Genomic DNA, 20,518 nt, shown 5'->3' with positions numbered 1-20,518 from the left:
TAGCGGGTGGCCCATCCTGTGCGGCTGATTTTCGGCGAAGGTGACGGGAATTCCTGGAATCAAGCATCGACGACAGCGGCATGCCACCCTCCCGCGTTCAAAGCTGTAATGAAACCCCTATATTCGAATGTTAACAAACACTAATGCGGAAAGACAAGCCGTAATCTTTCGTTGTCGATAAATCTTCATAATTCGCTAGGTTTTTACTTAAGCCGTAAAACATATGACAACTTCGTTACACAAATTTCCTAATATAGCTTCCGCCATTAACGGATTGGTTTGACTGGCTTTTATAGCCCTTACGAGCTAGTTTGGCCGCCTCTTCTTGATGCCCCAAAGTGATCAGGGGCCGATCTGTCGAGCGCCGGTTTGTGCGCGCCACTCGGGTATCAGTTAATCGCAGCGCGCTAAACGATCGATGATTTTGCAATTCATAATTGCATTTCGATGATCCTAGATCGTGGCACTGTCTTGTCTGCCACCGGAAGTCCGACCCGAAAACCGACCGGGAGGAGAGAGCGGACGGTGGTCGCTGTCGAGATCACGCGAATTTGCAGGCAGGCCGCCTCCCAAGTCGCCCGTGTTTTGCCGATAATCGAGCGACCGGAAACCGGAGGACGAGCTATGCGCCCTGGCTTCTCAGGCATGTTGCTGGCCTTTTCATTGCTCCTGTCGACACCGGCTGCTCCCGATGCGGCCGACGTCACGCGTTCGGGCCAGCCCGTGTTTGACCGCGTCGTCGAACTGGTGGATGAGAACTTCTACGACACGACAGCGGTTGCCCGCTTCAACACCGCTGCCCGGGCACTGATCGACGGGAGGACGCACGCGATTTCGGCAGCGAGCCCGCCCAACGACGTCGACGACGCGATCACATCGGTTCTTGCCAGCCTTCGGGTCTCGCATACGGGACGCTACAAGCCCGATACAATCGACTATTTTGAACTCTCGGACATTTTCCGTTTCGCGATCAGGGACGATTTGCGCCGCCTCTTTCCGCCCGACGGTGAGGTCAGCTATCCCGGCATCGGCATGGTGACGGCCGTTGATGGTGATCGTCGCTTCGTTGCCGATGTCTACGATGGATCGCCGGCGGAGAAGGCTGGCCTGCTCGTTGGTGACGAGATCCTTTCGGTTGACGGGCTACCCTACCGGGAAATCGGCTCCTTCGCCGGAAAAGAAGGCCGAAGTGTCGAGATCCGGCTTCGACGCCATCGCGATGCCGCACCGTTTTCGGCGAAAGTCCAGGTCGAGCGATTGCGGCCGCTGCCGATGTTCGAGCGGGCAATCGATGAAAGCCTTGCCTTGAGCGAACGCGAAGGTCACAAAATCGGCTACGTGCGGCTATGGACGCTCTCGACGCGCAACGGCCTTGATATTGTCGCGGAGGCCCTTGCGACCGGCCGCCTCAAGGATGCCGAGGGCGTTATCGTTGACCTGCGCGGACGATGGGGTGGTGGCCCTGCCGATGCGGCCGAGCTTTTCGTCGGCGACACGCCGACCTTCCGGCTGGTGCCCCGCCGCGGAGATGCGACGCTTGCAAACTTCCGTTGGCGAAAGCCGGTCGTCGCGCTGATTGACAAGGGTACGCGCAGCGGCCTGGAACTCTTCGCCTATGCTCTGCGGCAGAACGCCATCCCGCTGGTCGGTGAACGGAGCGCGGGCGCCTTGCTCGCAGGCCGCGCCTATGTGCTGCCAGATGACAGTCTGCTCGAACTCGCGGTTTCGGACGCGGTGATCGATAACGATCTGCGGCTTGAGGGGATCGGCATCGAACCGGACCGGGCGGTGCCGTTTCCACTTGCCTATGCGGCGGGCAAAGATCCGCAACGGGAGGTGGCGATAGGCGAAATGGTCCGAATGCTCGAAGCTGGAACGACAGGGCACGCAGCGCCACCGCAAGAGCCTGCCGCGACCCGCTGAAGCTTGCGCTCACGAGTAAACGAGGCCCCAAACGGTTGTGCCGCCCGCGAAAATCTCTTGCCCCAGCCGAACAACCTCTTCGTCGGCGCTACGCGACGCTGACGGAAGTTGAGGGCGAAGATGGCTACCAACGCATCTGGTCCCGCCCGAACCGGGACTGAGGAGCGCCTGCCCCGCCCCAATCCGTCGTCGAAAAGCCATTCCGATGTGCGGTATTGGATGGAAATGGATGGATTAATGGATGCGACTATGCCATACCCATTTTGGATGGAAACGGATGGGATAATGGATGCCGGCACTCGACCTTTCAAAATTGCGGATCACGCCTGAGATTTTGTCATTGATCGCCGAGATCGACGAGTTCAAAGGTGCCTGGCGTGCATTGGGGCGCATCGCCCCAGATCGACTCTCCAGCTTGCGGCGGGTTGCAACGATCGAGAGCATCGGTTCGTCGACCCGCATCGAAGGTGCAAAACTAACCGACCGTGAAGTCGAGAGGTTGCTCTCGAATCTGCGCATCGGCTCATTTGCCAGCCGCGACGAGCAGGAGGTCGTAGGCTATGCTGAGGTCATGGAGACCATTTTCGCGGCCTTCAACTCGATCCCGCTCAACGAAAATCATATCCGCCAACTGCACCGTGATCTCCTCGCCCATTCGACCAAGGATGAACGGCACCGCGGAAATTGGAAGACGCTGTCCAACAATGTAGAAGCTTTCGATGAAGACGGTCGAAGCTTGGGAGTTGTCTTCCAAACCGCCTCGCCTTTCGATACGCCCGGCAGAATGGCAGACCTTGTGGCCTGGCAACAGGCTCAGGAGAAGGACGGCACTTTTCATCCCCTGCTCATCGTTGCTGTCTTCGTGGTTGTTTTTCTCGAAATCCACCCGTTCCAGGACGGCAATGGCCGCCTGTCGCGGGCTCTGACGACATTGCTGCTTCTTCGAGCTGGTTATGCCTATGTGGCCTATAGTTCTCTCGAAAGCGTCATCGAGCAGAACAAGGAGGCCTATTATCTCGCGCTACGCCGCACACAGGGCACGATCCGCACTGATCAGCAAGATTGGAACCCGTGGATCGAGTTCTTCTTGAGAAGCCTCCAGCGCCAGAAGCAGCGTCTGGAGCGCAAAATCGAGCGCGAGCGCATCTTGCTTGGCGACCTGCCGGAGCTTTCCGTTGCTATTCTCGAACTGGCGCGTGAGCGTGGGAGGGTGACCGTTATGGACGCGGCCAATGCGACGGGCGCGAGCCGGAACACGGTAAAGGACCACCTGCGGGCGTTAACCGAGCAGGGACACCTGACCCTGCACGGAGCAGGTCGTGGAACCTGGTATGGCCTGAGCTAAACAGCATGTCACCTGGCTTAGCGCCATTAGCCGATGACGTTACGCGGCTCGCCACGACCATGCCCCTTCTCTCAACTGCTGCCGGCACTCCCTTCTGCGGGCTCGATGAGGCATGTCTGACCGAAGAGCGGCTTCGCCTCGATCGTCTTCCCGCAACGGCCTTCAGAACTTTCTTCCCCTGTCGGTTCTCCACCGCCATTCCTCGCGGAGCAACAAAATTCCTCCCGGCCACTGGCTGATCGCCGATATAGCGGGAAGGCTTGACAAGCAGGTGCAACGTTTCTTGCTATCACTGCATGACGCAGAACCCGATTTCGACGCCATCGCCCTGCCGCAGGCTGCCATCCTCCCGGCGGTACGCTGGAAAGTCCAGAACCTAGCCCGCCTCAGGACAGACAATGCAGAGAAACACGCAGAACAGCGAGCGCTCTCCTTGAAGCACTGTTCGAACAGTCTCCCTAAAGACAAGCGCCGTCCCTGTACCTGCGCGAAGTTATGGCTCAGATGAAGTTGATAACGGAGAACTAAAGATTTACGGCAGCCGCAGCGAATTGGAGCGCATCGCAATGCTCAATTGCGTCATCGCCGTTCCCAATTTTGCACGGAAAAGCCGCGGCGAAGCATTCGTGTACTGTGGCCGGCATATTGCGCCATACCGGTCATTCACCTACTCCACCGCGGTAGTCGGCGTCGTCGTCCACGATGTGGCGCGATAGAGCCGGCAACTTGCTCTAATCTCGTGGCCGCGCGTTCCTCCACGCTGCCTGGAGGTTTCGCCCCCGAGCTGTGGCCCTAAGGCAGTTCGCGCGTCCCGACCACGACGGTTGCGGTGGAGCGCAGTTCCACCTTGCCGGCCCGCATCGACTGCCGGGCGAGATCCAGGACTTCCGCCTTGATACGCTCCCGCGTCGCAATATCTGCCTGCCCCAAGCCGGCGACCACGGGTGCTGCGATTTCCGTCATGAAGGCCCAATAATCTTCGGGACTGTCGTGAACCATCGTGGTGGTGATCTCTTCCTCCCGAACGTCATGCAAGCCGGCGTCGGTAAAGACGGCCGTCATCATGCGTTCGGGTGCACAGCGGAACAGGCCCGGCGCTCCAACCGGCGGCTTCGGAAGTTCCACGTTGCGCGCGATGGTCGCCATGATCGTGGTTGCCCAGGTGTTCTTTTCCGGTGAACTCCAGACGGCGGCGCAGACATGTGCGCCCGGTTTCGCGACCCGTCTCAACTGTTCAGCTGCTGCCGCGACGTCAGGGAAGAACATGAACCCGAACCGGCAAAGGACCGCGTCGAATGCCGCATCCGGGAACGGCAATGCGCCGGCGTCGCAGATCCTGGTTTCAAAGTTCGTCAGGCCGCGGTTCGTCGCGTTCTCGCTTGCCACCTGAAGCATGCGCTCGGATAGATCCGTGACGGTGACCCGACCATTCGGGATCAATGCTGCGACCGTGAGCCCCGGCTCTCCTGTACCGGCAGCGACGTCGAGCACCTGATCGCCGTCTTCGATGGCCGCCTGCCGGATCATCGCCTGGCCAAAGGGGGCAAGCCATCCGAGAACCAGAGCATCCCATTTCTTCCAGCCGGTGGAGAAGCGGTCCCAGGTTTCTCTTTGCTGGTCGCGGATTTGATCGAGATGCGCGGACATAAAGCTTCCTCCCTTGGCGCCATTTTCCGACCTCGTCTGGCGGAACTATGAACTCGCCGCGGAACGTTACAAATCACTTTTGCGCCGCGGGACGAGGGCCTTTGTGACCATGGTTACATGTGCGCTGAGACAATCCGCTCTAGGGTGGGGAGGCAAGGCACGCTATATTCTAACCAAGGAGACTGGGAAGGAGAGATTCGCACCGATGTCGAACCGGACGAACGGCAAGAGTAACGGCCGGATAGAACCCAGCGACGAACAACCCCTCGGTGATCAATTGCGGATGATGCATCGGGCCTTCATGGCCTCGCCGCTACGCAACAAGATCATCTGGCTGAGCATAAGCATCATCGTCGTCATTGTCGTAACAGCCTTCGGCCAGATCATCCTCAATCGATGGTACAAGCCGTTCTACGACACGCTCGAGCGGCGTGACCTGCCGGCCTTCCTTCACCAACTCGTCGTCTTCGCCCAGATCGCCGGCGTGCTTCTCGTGCTCAACGTCGTGCAAACCTGGCTCGGGCAGGTCATCAAGCTGCGCTTGCGAGAGGGCCTGACGGAAGATCTCATCAACGAATGGATGCGCCCCACGCGGGCATTTCGCCTGGCGAATGCCGGCGCGATCGGTATCAATCCGGATCAACGCATCCATGAAGATGCGCGCCACCTGACCGATCTTTCCGCCGGGCTTTCGATCGGCCTTTTCCAGTCGGGCATTCTGCTGGTGAGCTTCATCGGCGTTCTCTGGTCCCTCTCCGACGGCTTCGTCTTCCATGTCGCGGACTACGCCTTTGCCATTCCCGGTTATATGGTCTGGGCGGCCATTCTCTATGCGGGCACGGCCTCCTGGCTAAGCTGGCTCGTCGGCCGTCCGCTGGTGGGACTGAACGGCGAACACTATGCCCGCGAGGCGGCGCTGCGCTTCTCGCTGATGCGGGTCAACGAACATATCGAAGCCGTGTCGCTTTCGTCGGGAGAAGCAAATGAAAAGAAGCGCTTGCAGCGCGACCTCGCTTCGGTACTCGAGATCAGTTACGGCCTGTTGCGTGCGGTCACGCGACTGACATGGGTGACAGGGGGCTACGGCTGGATCACCGTCGTCGCACCAATCGTCATTGCCGCACCGGTCTATTTCTCCGGAGACTTGAGCTTCGGCGGGCTGATGATGGCAGTCGGCGCCTTCAACCAGGTGCATGCATCACTGCGCTGGTTCGTCGACAACATCGGCGCGATCGCCGATTGGCGTGCCACGCTGCTACGCGTTGCCGCCTTCCGTTCAGCATTGCTGATGACCGACGAACGGCACGAGGGCGACAAGCGTATCGACTTCAAGACGGCGGAAACGCCGCAGATGCGCTTCGACAATATCGAGATCGTCTCGCCGACCGGCTGCATCAAGCTTCGGGAACAGAGCGTCACCATCGACCCGGGCGAACGGGTGCTGGTCACCGGTGCTCCGGAAGTGGAAAAGGCCCCGTTCTTCCGGGCAATCGCCGGCCTTTGGCCCTGGGGTCACGGCCGCATTGCACTGCCGGTGGACGATGGTCTCGCCTTCGTTCCGAAGTCACCTTACTTCCCGCCCGGTACCCTTGGCGACGTTCTCGCCTATCCCAGCCCGGCCGATACCTATGGCAAAGGAGAACTTGCGGCGGTGCTCTCCAAGGTCGGCCTCGGTCGGCTTAGCGGCCGGCTTGACCAGGATGCACGAAAGCAGATGAACCTCAGCGAAGCGGAGCAGCGCCTCCTGGCCATCGCTCGGCTCAGCCTGCACAAACCGCGGTGGCTGATTATCGACGAAGCGCTCGACACGCTCGAGGACGACGCCTACCAGCGCGTTCTGAAATTCATGGACGAAGAGCTCAAAGGTGTCGCCATCGTCAACATCGGGCGGATGGAACGCGGCAGCGACTTCTTCAGCCGCGTGCTGCACCTGGACAAGAACCCGGCGGGCAATACGCTGCGCCGGCTGCAGCCGAGGAGCCTACAGCCCGCCGATCCGCAGTTGGTGGATTGAAGCAAAAGAGCAACGGCACTGCCTGTCCTGGCCACTTGTCAACCGGGACATCCGGGATGTGGCTGCAACGTATTGAGAAAAAGGAAACCGCGCATTCATCGGACGCGCGGTTTTGCTTTGCCCTGCGTGAGCTTCCTTAGCGCGACCGCAACTTCATATGGCGGTTCACGTCCTTATAGAGCAGGTAGCGGAACTTGCCTGGGCCACCGGCATAGCAGGCCTGCGGGCAGAAGGCGCGCAGCCACATGTAGTCGCCGGCCTCGACCTCGACCCAATCCTGGTTGAGCCGGTAGACCGCCTTGCCTTCGAGCACGTAGAGGCCGTGCTCCATGACATGGGTTTCAGCAAAGGGGATGATCGCGCCGGGCTCGAAGGTGACGATGGTCATGTGCATATCGTGGCGCAGATCCGAGGGATCGACGAAGCGGGTCGTCGCCCACTTGCCATCCGTGCCGGGCATGGGCGCCGGGGTGATCTCGGCCTCGTTGGTGAAAATGGCTTCCGGCACGGGCAAACCGTCGACGTGCTCATAGGCCTTGCGCACCCAGTGGAAGCGAACAGGCGCCTCGCTTGCGTTGCGAACGGTCCAATTGCTGGCCGGCGGAATGAAGGCGAAGCCGCCCGGCTGCATCTTGTGCGCCTTGCCGTCGAGCGTGACGGTCATTTCGCCCTCGACGACAAAGATCGCGCCTTCGGCGCCCTCGTCGAGCTCCGGCCGATCGCTGCCGCCGCCCGGAGCGATTTCCATGATATATTGTGAAAATGTTTCAGCAAAACCGGAGAGCGGACGCGACAATATCCACAGCCGGGTCTTGTCCCAGAACGGCAGGTAGCTGGTGACGATGTCCATCATCACGCCCTTCGGGATCACGGCGTAGGCTTCGGTGAACACCGCGCGATCCGTCAGGAGTTGGGTTTGTGCCGGGTTGCCGCCATGCGGCGCATAGTAACTACGGTTGGTCATATCTTCCTTCAGTCTGCTGGCAAGCACCGCCTCTTCTTCAAATGCGGTGCAATTGGTCCTGCGCTACGGTCTGTCCTGAAATCGGCTCCGACTTGAGGACAAAAACATGCAGCAAATCAAAGCGCTACAGCGACTTTGCGCCTCGGCCGGAGACGCGCGGCGCTGTCGGCCTCAAAGCAATGCGGTGCGAAGATCTCGGGGCTGATCCTTCTCTTCGTCCAGATCCAGCTCCGCTTCGACGTGGTTCAGATGTTCAGCCATTTCCTTGATCGCACTCGCGACATTGCGCGCCGCGATGTGCTCGACGACGGCCAGATGTTCGTCCGGCCCGCAATTGTGCAGGTGGTTCGAGCGGTACATCGCGGTAATCAGAGATGTGCGCGAGACGAGGTCGCGCAGAATGCCGAAGAGAAAGGCCGAGCCCGACAGTTCCGCGAGCAACAGGTGGAAACCGCCGGAAAGCCGAACGATATCAGAGAGATTGCCGGAGCGGCCAGCAATGCGCTCTTCTTCGATATGGCCTCGCAAGCGGACGATATCCTTGGGGGTGGCGCGTTCGCACAAGCGCTCGACGACGCGCTGCTCGATCGCGCGTCGGGCAACGAATACGTCGCGGGCCTCATCGACGGAAGGCTCGGAGACGAAGGCGCCGCGGTTCGGCATGATCGTCACGAGGCCGTCGCGTTCCAGCGCGGTCAATGCCTGGCGAATGCGGGCCCTGCTGACGGAGAATATTTCGGCAAGTTGCTCTTCCTTCAACCGCGTGCCGGGCCGTAGCCGCCGTTCTGCGATCGCAAGCCAGATCTTCTCGCAAATGATCGCCGTCGGAGCACCGGCGGCTTCGTCCGCGTTGTACATGAAATCTCCCTTAGCAGTTCGCCTACTCTCGCCGTGCGGCGCTCAAAGTCAATTCCATCCGCTGCAGTTAGATATTGACTACAAAATTGTAGACAATATTGTGTACCGCAACTTGATGTGCAATGGCAACTGCTTAAACACGATCACGCGATCGGCCCGAAGCCGGTGCGTGGTGCCACTTGAGAGCCTCGATGGACTTTGAATTCACTGAACTGCCGCACCAGGAGGGGGCCGTCATGCGCACTCTCGACATCACGGCCCATGCGCTCCTCGCAATCGTCCGTCGCAAAGCGAGCTGATCCCAATGCGCCTCCTGCTCATCAACCCGAATTCCACCCGCTCCATGACGGAACAGGCCCATCGCAGCGCCGAGCGCGTCGCAGCACCCGGGACCCGTTTGGAGTCTGTCAACCCGACGTCAAGCCCGGCCAGTATCGAGGGCCACGCCGACGAGGCGATGGCCGTTCCGGCGATGCTTGCCGAGATCCGCAAGGGCGAGGCACGCGGGATCGACGCCTATGTGATCGCCTGCTTCGATGATCCAGGCCTTGGCGCGGCGCGCGAAATTGCCAGCGGTCCAGTGATCGGCATCTGTCAGGCGGCGGTGCAGGTGGCGATGACCATCGCGACCCGCTTTGCGATCATCACCACCCTGCCCCGCTCCGTGCCGATCATCGAGGATTTGGCGGAGGCTTATGGTGCGGGCCATCGCTGCCGCAAGGTCCGCTCGGTGGACATGCCGGTACTGGCGCTGGAAGAAGACCTCGCGCATACCGAGGAGATGCTGGTGCAAGAGATCCTCAAGGCGCGGCAGGAAGATGGCGCCGAAGCGATCATTCTCGGCTGCGCTGGCATGTCCGAACTCTGCGACCGCCTGAAAGCGCGCACGGGGATGCCTGTCATCGACGGAGTGACTGCTGCGGTAAAGCTCGCCGAAGCCCTTGTCGGCGGCGGCTATGCCACTTCAAAGGTGGGGGCCTACGACTATCCGCGTGCCAAAGAAGCGCCAGCCTGCCGCCTGGTTGACGTCGCCGGCTAAGTCTCCGCCTGTCACCGGGCACATCGCTGCGCGGAGAGAGCGCAGGGTAGACTTCACGCTATATATCCCTGGGCAATACGCAATTTGAACGATGCTTGGAAACGGATACGTCCCGGAGAGTGCTCAGAACGCCTGCGTTCTCCCTTCCGGCAAAAAAGGGAGAACGCTTGTAAATATGCTGCCTCCAGGGGTGCCGCTACGGATCGTCACGCAGGCCGGTCGGAAGCGCCCGGCCGCCACTTGATGAGTCGCTTCTCGGCGACGTCCAGAATGCTGTCGATAATCAGGACAAAGATCGCGAGGATGAAGATACCTGCGAAGACCCCGACCGCATCGAAGTTGCCTTCCGCCTGAGCGATCAGATAGCCAAGGCCGGCAGACGAGCCAAGATACTCGCCGATGATCGCCCCGACGACGGCAAAGCCGACCGACGTGCGAAGCGAGGAGAGAATCCAGCTTGCCGCTGCCGGGAAATAGACGTGGCGAAGCAGATCCGATCGCTTGGCTCCCAGAATACGGGCGTTAGACAGCACCACCGGGTTGACTTCACGAACGCCCTGCATGGCGTTGAAGAAGGTGACGAAGAACACCAGCGTCACGGCGAGCGCCACCTTGGACCAGAGACCAAGGCCGAGCCAGAGCACGAAAATTGGCGCAAGCACGACGCGGGGGATCGCATTGAGGCCCTTGATGAAAGGGTCCAGAATGCGCGCGGTCGAACGGCTGAGGCCGAGCCAGACGCCCGCTGCCACCCCGAGTCCCGTTCCGACCAGATAGCCAAGCACGGTTTCGGTCAGCGTGATGGCCACATGGTTATAGAAGCTGGCGTCCACCACCCAGGAAACCACCTGGTTGAGGATGTCGGCCGGAGCTGGGAAAAAGAAGACGTCGATGACGCCGGCCGCGACACCGAGCTGCCAGCCGCCGACGATTGCCAGCAGCAGCACGACTTGAATGAGGCGTTCAGTCATGGCGTTCATAGCTTTTCTCCACTTCGCCGCGCAGCGATGACCAGATGTTGCGATAAAGATCCATGAAGCGTGGATCGAGCTTGATTTCGGCAACGTCGCGTGGACGTTCGAGATCGACGGGGAAGCTGTCGATCACGCGCGAGCGCGGTCCGGCGGCAAGCACCACCACTCGATCCCCAAGAGCGATTGCCTCCTCAAGATCGTGGGTAATCATCACCACGGCACGCCGTTCCTCCTGCCAGAGCCGCAACAGCTCGTTCTGCATCAGGTGACGTGTATGGATGTCGAGCGCTGAGAAGGGCTCGTCCATCAGGATGACCTTGGGGCCAGTAATCAGCGCCTGCGCCATCTGCACACGCTTGCGCTGACCGCCCGACAGCTGATGCGGATAGCGGTGCTCGAAGCCCTTCAGACCGACCTTCGCCAACCACTTCAACGACTGCTCGCGCCGTTCGGCAGCGCCTGTACCCTTGAACATGGGGCCAAGTTCCACGTTCTCGAGCGCAGTCTTCCACGGAAGCAATGCATCCTGCTGGAACAGATAGCCGATATCATTTTGGACCCCGCGGACCGGCTGACCGTCAATAGCGACATTACCGCTCGATGGTTTCAACAGTCCGGCAATCGCATTGAGAATCGTGCTCTTGCCACAGCCGGTTGGACCTACGATCGCGAGAAACTCGCCGTCGGCGACACTCAAGTTCACATCCTGCACGGCGACATAGGCGCCGAAGGACATGGTGACCGCGTCGATGGAAACCATCGGCTTTACCTGATGCCGACTGTCTGCCGGCGGTGCGGTTTTCACTACAGCCAATGCCATGACCTCCTCCTATCAGTTGGCGGCGACGTTCGGGGCCTTGCCCACGAACTCGTTCGTGTAGGTTTTCGTCAGGTCGATTTCAGCCGCCGCGACCTTCTCGTTGAAGCTTTTCAAGACGGCGAGCGGAGTCTTGATATCTTCCTCGTTGATACGGCCGTCCTTTGAAAAGATCGCCTTCGCATTCTCGACCGCCTTGATGTAGGTATCACGGTCTCCGGAGATGAACTCCTTGGGGAGCTTGTCGACAATCTCTTCCGCTGAGTGACTATTCATCCACTCGAGCGCTTTGACCGTCGCATTCGTCACCTTTTGAATGGTCTGCGGATTTTCCTCGATATAGCTCTGCGTGGCATAGAGGACGGAGGTCGGGTAGATCCCGCCATAGATCGCCCTGGCACCCTCGTCGCTGCGTCCGTCGATCAGGATCTTGCCGACGCCCTTGGCCTCGATGAAGGTCGCTGCGGGGTCGTAGTTGACGAGGAGGTCAACCTTGCCCTGTTCGAGGGCCGCGACGGCGGCAGACCCGGAGCCAACCCCGATCAGCGAGACGTCGTCCGCGGACATGCCGTTGCGCTGCAGGTAATACCGGACAAAGAAATCGGAAGACGAGCCTGGGGAAGTGATCCCGACTTTTGCCCCTTTGATGGTTTCCGGTCTTGTCGGGTCGAAAGTGCTGTCCTTGCCGCCCGCCAACACGAGCCCGGAATTGCGGGCGAGTTGCACGAACGCCACCACAGCCTTCTTCTGCGACTGCATCTGGATCGTATGGTCGTAGAAGCCAACGGCGATATCCGTCGAGCCAGCGACAAGCGCCTGAAGCGTCTTTGAGCCGCCCGATGCGAAGTTTTCGACGGTCACCTCCAAACCTTCCTTTTCGTAGAGGCCGAGCCCCTGGGCGACCGGAAAGGGAAGATTGTTAAGATTATAGGAACCGACGCTGATGCGGACGGGATCCGCCAATGCCGAACCGGCAAAGGCGACGGTTGCCGCGAGGGCGAGCATGAGCTTACGCATGATATTCTCCTCCTGTTGGTGGCGCCCTCCCGGCAGCCACGATTATTATGCCGCGCAACCGAGTTGCGTGACAGGTTTTGCAAAGACATGACCTTCGAACAGCCGCCTGGCGGTGCGCAGGATACCGGCGACGACCTTGCTGTCCCTTTCGTGAAGCCTGACGTCCAGATGGCCGCTCGGGTGTTCAATCGAAAGCACCACCGGCGGTTTGCGTGTGCCTACGAGAAGAGAAGCAACGGTGCCTTCATGGATGCAGGCGGTGGCAATTCCTACGGCCCCGGTCGTCGCCAGCGAAGGGTGACATTGATGCGGCATGAAATAGCGCACGTTGACATCCCCTCCTGACTTTGGACGGGAAATGAGCACGGGCTTCGGAGTCACCTGGTTGCGCACGTCGCCAAGGCCCATCCGCTCTCCGGCCGCGATGCGCAGCTTCTCCAGCCGGTCAAGCAACGTCTTATCGGCGTTGAGCTCAGCCGCCGACTCGAAGCCGCTTGCGCCGACCGCGCCAGCCTCGATCAAGATCATCGGCATGGCGCAATCGATGCACGTGACAGCCACACCGTCGATCCAATCGATCGGCTTGCCAGTGGGAAAGAGCTGTCCGGTACGCGCGCCGGCTGCGTCCATAAAGGTCAGCGCGATTGGCGCTGCATTGCCCGGCACACCGTCGATCGCCGCTTCACCGAGATAGGAGACGTTGCCATTCGGCGTCGGAACGTCGGCTTCGATCATCTTGCCGGTGTTGACGTTGTGGATTCGGACGAGCGTCGTTTCCCCTTGAGCCGAAACGAGACCCGCCTCGATGGCGAAAGGACCGACCGCAGCAAGCATGTTGCCGCAGTTCGGGGACGTGTCGACGATCTGTTGATCGACGCGCACCTGGGCAAAAAGATAATCCACGTCGGCGCCCGGAATGCTGGCGGGGCCGACGATGGCCACCTTGCTCGTGACGGGATTGCCGCCCCCAATGCCATCGATCTGTAGCGGATGACCTGAACCCATCACGGAAAGCAAGATCTTGTCCCGTTCCTGAGTATCGACGGGAAGATCGCTTGCCAGAAAGAAGGGACCTTTCGAGGTTCCGCCTCTCATGAGGACGCAAGGGATCGCCAGCAGGTCGTTCATCGCTTGTGCTTCCATTGGAATTATGTCATCGCCGTATCAATCGGCCTGTTTGATCCAATTATCGGAACTATGGTTGATTTGTGAAATGCTAAGAATCGGGAAATTGATGCAAGATGAGCATTAATTGTGAGATCCTTGATCTTCGGGCGTTCTTGAGCGTCGTCGAGTTGGAGAGCTTTCATCGCGCTGCCGATGCGTTGCACCTGTCGCAACCCGCCCTGAGCCGCCGTATTCAGAAACTTGAGCAGGCGATTGGAGCGCCCCTCCTGGAGCGAACGACGAGGCATGTCTCGTCGACGGCGCTCGGGACAGAACTCATTCCGCTTGTGCGGCGCATGTTGGAGGAATTCGACGGTTCCTTGTTCGCCGTACGGGATGTCGGTACCAATCGAGGCGGATTGGTAACAATCGCATGCCTTCCCACTGCAGCTTTCTACTTCTTGCCGACCGTCATCCGACAGTTCAACGAGGAGTACCCGAACATTCGCTTCCGTATCCTCGACCTGCCGGCGACCGACGGCCTCCAAGCCGTGGCACGGGGCGAGGTGGAGTTCGGGATAAATATCATGGGCACATCGGATCCCGACCTGATTTTCGACCGGCTCGTGGAAGACCCATTCGTGCTTGCAGCGCGCCGGGATCACCCCCTCGCCGCCAAGCCCGTGGTCGGCTGGGCAGATCTTGAGCCCTACCATCTGATTACAGTTCATCGATCGAGCGGCAACCGAACCTTGCTTGACGCAGCCCTGGCAAAATCGAATATCAAGCTACGTTGGTTCTACGAGGTGACCCATCTGTCCACCTCCCTCGGCTTGGTGGAAGCCGGCCTTGGAATTTCGGTCCTGCCGCGCATGGCGACTCCCCAGGACGACCATCCGTTTTTGATCACGCGCCCGATTGGCGACCCCGAGATTTCGCGCACGATCGGCGTGGTCCGCCGCCGCGGCGGGACCTTGTCGCCTGCCGCGGAGAGATTTCTCGAGATGCTGATGGGCGCATGGGGAAATGACTGAGAGGCCCAGTAAACCGGAAGCCTGATGCGATCATAGGCCGCCACCCTCCGCGCACCAGGGATTTGCGGAAGGCCGCGATCGCGCAGCTCTCGCCGTCGGTTGGGAGTTGGCTCTAGGGGAGCATCCTTTCCCTTTCAGCGGCCCCGCCTTGACGGCGCAAGGCCTCTATCACCTTGTTATGCTGACGAAGCTCAGGCTACCACGCTTCAAAGGAGACCTCAGGCTTTTCAGCGCATCAAGGCGTCGAGCTGCTCCTGCAGCGTCGCCACCTTCTGCTCAAGCGCCTCCAGCCGCTCTTCAAGGGCAGATAGCGCCGAACCGCTGGACCCCGATGCCACTGCCAACCTTTCAAAGGTCGGCTGCTCGACTTCTCCGCAAAGCAGATGCGCGAAGCGGTCCTCGCGTTGGCCGGCGCCCCGGTTCAGTTGAACGATGAGGGGCGGCCGGCGGCCCATCATCAGATCGAGGTTGTCCTTCAGGTCCTCGATCGATGAGAACCGTGCCATGCGCTCGCTGCGCGCCCAAAGTTCGTAAGCCGTCTGCGGACCGCGAAGAAGCAGCAGGCCCAACGCGACGATCTGCGGCGACGTCAGCGAGAAGCGGTTTGCCACCAGATGCTCGTAGCGCTCGACCCTGGACGCGAACGCCTGCCGGACCAACCCCTTCTGCGCCAATGATGCGAGCGCACGATGGACGTCCACCTGCTCGAGCGCCATGACGGGGTCGCGTGCGGTCTTCTGGTTGGCCGCCGAATGTGCCGAATTGAGCGTCAGCGGATAGACGTCGGGCGTCGTTTCCTTCTTTTCAATCAGGCATCCGAGAACGCGGGCTTCAACGGCATTGAGGACGGGGAAATCAGTGTCGGAGGTCGTGTTCATAGGCCAACTCTTCAAATCAACGCATTGATCCGAGCCGCGCCCGCGAAGCGTGGTGCGGCTCAGCTTTCGGCCCCTACCCTAACGTGGGTGTCGAGGTCCGGAAATGGTCATCAGTCTATTTCGTTGAATTCCGGTTAGCACTGTTGCATGCGCTTGACGACAGCAATGCGAAACACCCCGCAAAGGCTCGCTCGAACTGCGGTGAAAAAAAGAGGCTCCGCGACTGGCACGACACGGAGCCCAAGGCTTCAGGGAAGAAAGCTGCGTCAAGCGGCGTGGATGACTTTCACCGTCTCTTCGATGCGGTGGCAGGCGGCACGCGAGCCGTCGGCAAAATTGCGCATTTCCGGCCGCTCGCTCTTGCAGCGCTGGTCCGCGAAGGGGCAGCGCGGATGGAACGTGCAGCCGGTAGGCGGATTGAGCGGGCTCGGCACCTCACTCGCAGCGATGCTCCGCCCGCGCTTCGGGTCCGTGATATCCGGGATCGTCTCCAGGAGCAGCTGCGTATAGGGGTGTCGCGGATTGGCGAAGAGCGTCTCCGTGTCCGCCTCCTCGACGATACGGCCGAGATACATCACCGCGATGCGGTCGGACATGTGGCGCACCACGCTCATGTCGTGGCTGATGAAAAGATAGGTCAGCCCCATCTCGTCCTGCAGCTTGCGCATGAGGTTCAGGATCTGGGCCTGGACCGAGACGTCGAGCGCCGAGGTCGGCTCGTCGCAGACGAGGAACTCCGGCTCGCCGGCGAGCGCGCGTGCGATCGAGATGCGCTGGCGCTGACCGCCGGAGAATTCGTGCGGGAACTTGGCGCCATCCGAGGGTGCGAGGCCGACGATCGTCAGCAGCTCGCCGACGCGCTCCATGATCTCGTCTTCCGAGTTGCGCAGCTTCAACTCGCGAAGCGGCTCGGCAATGATGTTGCGCACCCGCCAGCGCGGATTGAGGCTGGCATAGGGATCCTGGAAGATCATCTGCGCGGAGAGCGGTTGCCCGCTCTTGCCCGGCGCAAACCGCACCTCCCCTTCACTCGCCCGGTAAAGACCTGTGACGAGCCTTGCCACTGTCGACTTGCCACAGCCGGATTCGCCAACGAGGCTGAGGCATCCCCCCATCGGCACGGTGAAGCTGATGTCGTCCACAGCACGCACGAATTGCCTCTGCTTGCGCTCGATCACGCGGTTGAGCCAGGGCGCGGACACATCGAAATTGCAGGTCAGGTCTTTGACCGTCAGGGCATCACTCATAGAACTCCTCCTGCATTGAGCCAGCATGCGCTGACGCCTGAGCCGACCGGCGCCGGTTCCGGGCGATCTTTCCGGCAGCGCGGACCCGCCTCGGGGCAACGCGGGTTGAAGGCGCAGCCGGCCGGGATGGCGTTCAGCCGCGGCATCGAACCGTCGATCTGGTTCAGCCGCTCGACGCGACGGCCGAGTGCCGGGATCGAGCCCATCAGACCGCGGGTATAGGGATGGCGGGCTTTCTTCAACACGTCGCCAACCGGACCGATCTCGACGAGCCGCCCGGCATACATGACCGCGACCCGATCGGCCGTCTCTGCTATGACGCCCATGTCGTGGGTGACCAACATGACTGCGGTGCCATGATCGTCGCAAAGCCGACGCAGCAGCGAAGTGATCTGCGCCTGGATCGATACGTCGAGCGCAGTCGTCGGCTCGTCGGCGATGATCAGCTTCGGCTCGGCGGCGAGCGCCAAGGCGATGACGACGCGCTGACGCATGCCGCCCGAAAACTGGTGCGGATAGTGGTCGTAGCGGGCCTCGGGTGCGGGGATGCCAACTTCCTTCAAAAGCTGGATGGCACGCGCCTTGGCATCGGCCTTGGAGAGCTTCAGGTGCAGGCGAATGGTCTCGACCAGTTGCGCACCGATCGTGAACAGGGGGTTCAGCGAGGTCAGCGGATCCTGGAAGATCGCGCCGATCTGCCGGCCGCGCACCTGCTGCATCTGCTTGTCGTCGAGCTGGTCGATCCTGCGGCCAGCGAGCCAGACCTCGCCCCCGGAGATCCGGCCCGGGGGTTCGAGCAGCCCCTGGACCGCCAGCCCGGTCATCGACTTACCGGCGCCGGACTCACCGACGACGCCGAGGATTTCGCCCGGGCGGATACTGAGCGACACATCGGACAGCGCCGATACAGTACCATGGCGTCCGGGGAACTCGACGCAGAGGCCGCGAACGTCAAGCACGGCCGATGATGCATGTTCCGTCATCGCTGCTCCTCCAGAGGGTAGCTCGGCGGGAAGATCTCGCTGACCGGCGGGTGGCCCCAGCTTCTCTCGGGGTATTTTGCGATCAGACCATCGAACTGCACCTGCGCCTTCGCGCGCGCTTCGTTCAAGTCGAATCCTGCGACTTCGCCATTTCGCATCGACAGGCGGCCGTCGACGAAAACCGCCTTGGTGACGCGCCCGGAACCGCCGACCACCAGCGTGGTGATCGGATCGACCGCCGGCGCCATGTGGTGGTCCATGAGGTCGAAGACGGCGATGTCGGCGCGAGCACCCGCCTCCAGGCGACCGAGATCCGAGCGGCCGAGCGCCTTGGCGCCGCCAAGCGTCGCGGCATCGAAGAGATCGGCGCAGCGCACGGCGGTCGCGTCGTTTTCGACGACGCGGCAGGTGATCAGGCCAACCAGCAGGTTCATCAGCATGTCCGGCGGCGTCGTGTCGGTGCCCATGGCGATGTTGATGCCGCGGGCCTTGACCGAGCGGAAGGAGTTCAGCGTGCTGCCACCGCGGGCTGAAACCAGCGGACAATGAACGATGCTGACGCCGTTCTCGGCATAGAGACGCAGATCGTTGTCCGTTGCCTGGGTCGCATGCGGCGCAATCAGCCGGTCGCTCAGGAAGCCGAAACTTGCCAGCCATTCCGGTGCAGTTTTGTCGTGCAGGCGGCGAACTGTGTCGACCTCCATGGTGCCCTGCGCCGCATGCAGGCGGATCGGGCAGTCCAGATCGCGAGCCGCATCGGCGGTGCGAAGCAGGAGTTTTTCGGTGCAGGTTTCCACCCGGTCCGGAGCGAGCAGGCCCTTGATCAGGCCGCCGTGACGCCCTTCGTGATCGCGAATGAAGCCGATGGCATCGTCGAGGCCTTTCAGTCCTCTTTCTTCGTCGAAGATCGCTTCGAGCTGCCCTGGGGCCGTGACCATCATGCCGCCGGCGCGATAGGCCGGGCTCAGATAGACGCGCAGGCCGAGATCGCCGGCAGCATCCGAAGCAGCGGCGAACTCCGCGACGGTCTCGCCCCACTCGCGGTAGAAGAGCGAAGCAATCGGCGCCGCCGTGGTGATGCCATTCAACAGGAGCTGCGCAAAGGCGAAGCGCTTCTGGAAGGCGAGCTCCTCAGGCGTGTACATCTCATAGGGGCCGCGTTCGATATAGGAACGCGGCCAGACGCGACCCTTGGCCCAGCCCGGCTGGTGATCGATCGAGAGCACGGTCGTGTCGAGATCGGAAAGCGCGTCGAGGTCGATCAGGCCGGGGCTGATCATGGCCGCACCGAGATCGATCCGCCGGGCGACCTCGCCCTCGAAGCGCGGTCCGACATAGAGCAGCGTACCGCCTTCGATGACGACCTCGCCATTCGGGATCAGCCGGTGCGAGCCGTCGCGGTGGCCGAGCACCCATTGGGCCGTCAGAAGCGTGCGGCCGTCCGGGCGACGGCCGAGTGTCAAATCCTTGATGCTGTTCATGGGATGGCTACCTCCGCAATGCCATTACGCGCGATGACGCGACCACGCTTGACGACCAGCGGCCGCGGGGCCACGTCGACGACAGCATGCGCGAGCGTCTCGCCGGTGAGCAGGGTGAAGTCGGCGTCACAGCCGACGTCCAGGCCGTAGCCCTTGATGTCCATGACCTCCGCGCCGCCCTTGGAGCAGACATGCAGCGCATGTTCGAGATCAACATCACGGCGGAGCCCGTTCTTCATGCCGAGAACGCGAGCGCGGTCCATCATGTCGGGCTGGCCCCATGGACCCCAGGTATCGCGGATGCCGTCGCAGCCGGCCGCCACCTTCACGCCGGCGTCCTTCAACCGGAGGATCGAAGGCACGGTCGAAGACGGCGAGCCTGTGGTGACGATGCGGACGTCAAGTTCGGCGATCTGTTCGATCAGACCCGCCACGCGCAGGTAGTCCGGCGCGCCGAGCGCAAAGGCATGGCTGATTGCAACCTTGCCCTGCATGCCGAGCGCGCGGATGCGCTCGAACATCAGCTCCATGCTGAAGGCACCAAGCTCGCCTTGTTCATGCAGGTGAATATCGATCGGCTTTGCATGCTTGTCTGCGAGGCCGAAGATCGCGTCGAGATGACCCTTCGGGTCACGGTCGATGCCACAGGGGTCAATGCCACCAAGGACTTCCGCACCATTGCTCAGAGCCTGGTCGAGGAGCTCGACCGTGCCCGGGCGGGTGACGAGCCCCGACTGCGGGAAAGCGACGATCTCGATATCGATGACGCCTTCGAGCGCATTGCGGGTCTCGACGATGCCTTCCATCAGGCGCAGGCCGTGGGTGGTGTCGATGTCGACATGGCTGCGGATGTGGCTTGCGCCATTGGCCGCGAGCATGATCGCCTGGCGCATCGACTGACGATGCGGGTCGATACCGATTTCCAGCCGCTTCTCGCGCTCGAAGTCGATGCGTTCGCGCAGCGTCGCAGACTTGGCGTTCACATGCCAGGGCATGCCCCAGACCGATTTATCAAGATGCGTATGCGCCTCGACGAGGCCGGAGATCACGATATGGCCTTTGCCCTCTTCGGTCGCAGCGCCTTCCGCAGAAAGCCCCTTGCCGATGGCTGCGATCTTGCCGTCGCGCACGAGAATGTCGGCCGCTTCACCGGCATTTGGCCTGACGTTTCGGATCAGGAGACTGGACAT

At 61.2% G+C, this 20,518-nt stretch carries 17 protein-coding genes and 1 pseudogene; 6 read left to right on the top strand and 12 right to left on the bottom strand.

Features of this window, described 5'->3' with window-relative positions:
- The first annotated feature begins 624 nt into the window (after window positions 1-624).
- From ACQ5BM_RS26630 to ACQ5BM_RS26620, 3 genes and pseudogenes are all read left to right on the top strand, one after another.
- Window positions 625-1,923, top strand: a complete 1,299-nt coding sequence (locus ACQ5BM_RS26630) for a S41 family peptidase (protein WP_429817836.1) — start codon at window positions 625-627, stop codon at window positions 1,921-1,923.
- Between the two features lie 89 nt (window positions 1,924-2,012).
- Window positions 2,013-2,084, top strand: a pseudogene (locus tag ACQ5BM_RS26625) (DUF736 domain-containing protein); the annotation flags it as partial.
- A gap of 128 nt (window positions 2,085-2,212) precedes the next feature.
- Window positions 2,213-3,268, top strand: a complete 1,056-nt coding sequence (locus tag ACQ5BM_RS26620) for a Fic family protein (RefSeq protein WP_429817834.1) — start codon at window positions 2,213-2,215, stop codon at window positions 3,266-3,268.
- A gap of 792 nt (window positions 3,269-4,060) precedes the next feature.
- Here ACQ5BM_RS26620 and ACQ5BM_RS26615 read toward each other — a convergent pair.
- A complete protein-coding gene (locus ACQ5BM_RS26615) occupies window positions 4,061-4,915 on the bottom strand; it encodes a class I SAM-dependent methyltransferase (protein WP_429817832.1) in 855 nt (284 codons plus the stop codon).
- 205 nt (window positions 4,916-5,120) lie between these two features.
- On the opposite strand from ACQ5BM_RS26615, the gene ACQ5BM_RS26610 reads away from it, so the two are divergent.
- Window positions 5,121-6,929: an ABC transporter ATP-binding protein/permease gene (locus ACQ5BM_RS26610; RefSeq protein ID WP_429817830.1), complete on the top strand. Its 1,809-nt coding sequence runs from the start codon at window positions 5,121-5,123 to the stop codon at window positions 6,927-6,929.
- Between the two features lie 136 nt (window positions 6,930-7,065).
- Here the strand turns inward: ACQ5BM_RS26610 and ACQ5BM_RS26605 are convergent, their stop codons facing one another.
- Both ACQ5BM_RS26605 and ACQ5BM_RS26600 read right to left on the bottom strand, forming a co-directional pair.
- On the bottom strand, window positions 7,066-7,893 hold the full coding sequence (locus tag ACQ5BM_RS26605) for a bifunctional allantoicase/(S)-ureidoglycine aminohydrolase (protein WP_429817828.1): 828 nt from the start codon (window positions 7,891-7,893) through the stop codon (window positions 7,066-7,068).
- Between the two features lie 171 nt (window positions 7,894-8,064).
- Window positions 8,065-8,751 (bottom strand): GntR family transcriptional regulator, encoded by a 687-nt coding sequence (locus tag ACQ5BM_RS26600; protein WP_173518295.1) that lies wholly within the window; start codon window positions 8,749-8,751, stop codon window positions 8,065-8,067.
- A 304-nt stretch (window positions 8,752-9,055) separates the two neighbouring features.
- On the opposite strand from ACQ5BM_RS26600, the gene ACQ5BM_RS26595 reads away from it, so the two are divergent.
- A complete protein-coding gene (locus ACQ5BM_RS26595) occupies window positions 9,056-9,790 on the top strand; it encodes an aspartate/glutamate racemase family protein (RefSeq protein WP_429817826.1) in 735 nt (244 codons plus the stop codon).
- 206 nt (window positions 9,791-9,996) lie between these two features.
- Here ACQ5BM_RS26595 and ACQ5BM_RS26590 read toward each other — a convergent pair whose 3' ends face one another.
- Genes ACQ5BM_RS26590 through ACQ5BM_RS26575 form a run of 4 tightly spaced genes read right to left on the bottom strand, consistent with a single transcriptional unit; the run spans window position 9,997 to window position 13,726 of the window.
- The gene (locus ACQ5BM_RS26590; protein ID WP_429817824.1) at window positions 9,997-10,770 is read right to left on the bottom strand and encodes an ABC transporter permease; all 774 of its coding nucleotides are present in this window, start codon (window positions 10,768-10,770) and stop codon (window positions 9,997-9,999) included.
- Complete coding sequence (locus ACQ5BM_RS26585; protein ID WP_429817822.1) at window positions 10,754-11,584, bottom strand: ABC transporter ATP-binding protein; 831 nt, start codon at window positions 11,582-11,584, stop codon at window positions 10,754-10,756. The genes ACQ5BM_RS26590 and ACQ5BM_RS26585 overlap by 17 nt, the downstream gene beginning before the upstream one ends.
- A 12-nt stretch (window positions 11,585-11,596) precedes the next feature.
- Entirely contained in the window at window positions 11,597-12,598 is a 1,002-nt protein-coding gene (locus ACQ5BM_RS26580; protein ID WP_429817820.1) for an ABC transporter substrate-binding protein, read from the bottom strand.
- A 45-nt stretch (window positions 12,599-12,643) separates the two neighbouring features.
- On the bottom strand, window positions 12,644-13,726 hold the full coding sequence (locus ACQ5BM_RS26575) for a 4-oxalomesaconate tautomerase (protein ID WP_429817818.1): 1,083 nt from the start codon (window positions 13,724-13,726) through the stop codon (window positions 12,644-12,646).
- 113 nt (window positions 13,727-13,839) lie between these two features.
- Between ACQ5BM_RS26575 and ACQ5BM_RS26570 the strand changes: the two genes are divergently transcribed.
- Complete coding sequence (locus ACQ5BM_RS26570; protein ID WP_429817816.1) at window positions 13,840-14,739, top strand: LysR substrate-binding domain-containing protein; 900 nt, start codon at window positions 13,840-13,842, stop codon at window positions 14,737-14,739.
- A 227-nt stretch (window positions 14,740-14,966) separates the two neighbouring features.
- On the opposite strand, the gene ACQ5BM_RS26565 is transcribed toward ACQ5BM_RS26570, so the two are convergent.
- The 5 genes from ACQ5BM_RS26565 to ACQ5BM_RS26545 all read right to left on the bottom strand — a co-directional run bounded on the left by ACQ5BM_RS26565 (window position 14,967) and on the right by ACQ5BM_RS26545 (window position 20,518).
- Window positions 14,967-15,617, bottom strand: coding sequence for a YceH family protein (locus ACQ5BM_RS26565; RefSeq protein WP_429817814.1), 651 nt, complete (start codon window positions 15,615-15,617; stop codon window positions 14,967-14,969).
- Between the two features lie 266 nt (window positions 15,618-15,883).
- Window positions 15,884-16,864, bottom strand: coding sequence for an ABC transporter ATP-binding protein (locus tag ACQ5BM_RS26560; RefSeq protein ID WP_429817812.1), 981 nt, complete (start codon window positions 16,862-16,864; stop codon window positions 15,884-15,886).
- A complete protein-coding gene (locus ACQ5BM_RS26555) occupies window positions 16,861-17,847 on the bottom strand; it encodes an ABC transporter ATP-binding protein (RefSeq protein WP_429817810.1) in 987 nt (328 codons plus the stop codon). The genes ACQ5BM_RS26560 and ACQ5BM_RS26555 overlap by 4 nt, the downstream gene beginning before the upstream one ends.
- Window positions 17,844-19,328 (bottom strand): amidohydrolase family protein, encoded by a 1,485-nt coding sequence (locus ACQ5BM_RS26550; protein WP_429817808.1) that lies wholly within the window; start codon window positions 19,326-19,328, stop codon window positions 17,844-17,846. The genes ACQ5BM_RS26555 and ACQ5BM_RS26550 overlap by 4 nt, the downstream gene beginning before the upstream one ends.
- Complete coding sequence (locus ACQ5BM_RS26545) at window positions 19,325-20,518, bottom strand: amidohydrolase family protein (protein ID WP_429817806.1); 1,194 nt, start codon at window positions 20,516-20,518, stop codon at window positions 19,325-19,327. Before ACQ5BM_RS26545 ends, ACQ5BM_RS26550 begins: the two co-directional genes overlap by 4 nt.

Source organism: Ensifer sp. B1-9, from assembly GCF_050474445.1.
Classification (GTDB): domain Bacteria; phylum Pseudomonadota; class Alphaproteobacteria; order Rhizobiales; family Rhizobiaceae; genus Ensifer.
The sequence above is the reverse complement of the archived record's forward strand: the minus strand, read 5'-3'. Positions and strand labels throughout refer to the sequence as shown.

Coding starts and splice junctions, on each gene's coding strand:
- ACQ5BM_RS26600 (WP_173518295.1), bottom strand. CDS start 8,751: ATGTACAACGCGGACGAAGCCGCCGGTGCTCCGACGGCGATCATTTGC.
- ACQ5BM_RS26590 (WP_429817824.1), bottom strand. CDS start 10,770: ATGAACGCCATGACTGAACGCCTCATTCAAGTCGTGCTGCTGCTGGCA.
- ACQ5BM_RS26545 (WP_429817806.1), bottom strand. CDS start 20,518: ATGTCCAGTCTCCTGATCCGAAACGTCAGGCCAAATGCCGGTGAAGCG.
- ACQ5BM_RS26610 (WP_429817830.1), top strand. CDS start 5,121: ATGTCGAACCGGACGAACGGCAAGAGTAACGGCCGGATAGAACCCAGC.
- ACQ5BM_RS26580 (WP_429817820.1), bottom strand. CDS start 12,598: ATGCGTAAGCTCATGCTCGCCCTCGCGGCAACCGTCGCCTTTGCCGGT.
- ACQ5BM_RS26575 (WP_429817818.1), bottom strand. CDS start 13,726: ATGAACGACCTGCTGGCGATCCCTTGCGTCCTCATGAGAGGCGGAACC.
- ACQ5BM_RS26605 (WP_429817828.1), bottom strand. CDS start 7,893: ATGACCAACCGTAGTTACTATGCGCCGCATGGCGGCAACCCGGCACAA.
- ACQ5BM_RS26560 (WP_429817812.1), bottom strand. CDS start 16,864: ATGAGTGATGCCCTGACGGTCAAAGACCTGACCTGCAATTTCGATGTG.
- ACQ5BM_RS26620 (WP_429817834.1), top strand. CDS start 2,213: ATGCCGGCACTCGACCTTTCAAAATTGCGGATCACGCCTGAGATTTTG.
- ACQ5BM_RS26565 (WP_429817814.1), bottom strand. CDS start 15,617: ATGAACACGACCTCCGACACTGATTTCCCCGTCCTCAATGCCGTTGAA.
- ACQ5BM_RS26585 (WP_429817822.1), bottom strand. CDS start 11,584: ATGGCATTGGCTGTAGTGAAAACCGCACCGCCGGCAGACAGTCGGCAT.
- ACQ5BM_RS26555 (WP_429817810.1), bottom strand. CDS start 17,847: ATGACGGAACATGCATCATCGGCCGTGCTTGACGTTCGCGGCCTCTGC.
- ACQ5BM_RS26615 (WP_429817832.1), bottom strand. CDS start 4,915: ATGTCCGCGCATCTCGATCAAATCCGCGACCAGCAAAGAGAAACCTGG.
- ACQ5BM_RS26630 (WP_429817836.1), top strand. CDS start 625: ATGCGCCCTGGCTTCTCAGGCATGTTGCTGGCCTTTTCATTGCTCCTG.
- ACQ5BM_RS26550 (WP_429817808.1), bottom strand. CDS start 19,328: ATGAACAGCATCAAGGATTTGACACTCGGCCGTCGCCCGGACGGCCGC.
- ACQ5BM_RS26595 (WP_429817826.1), top strand. CDS start 9,056: ATGCGCCTCCTGCTCATCAACCCGAATTCCACCCGCTCCATGACGGAA.
- ACQ5BM_RS26570 (WP_429817816.1), top strand. CDS start 13,840: ATGAGCATTAATTGTGAGATCCTTGATCTTCGGGCGTTCTTGAGCGTC.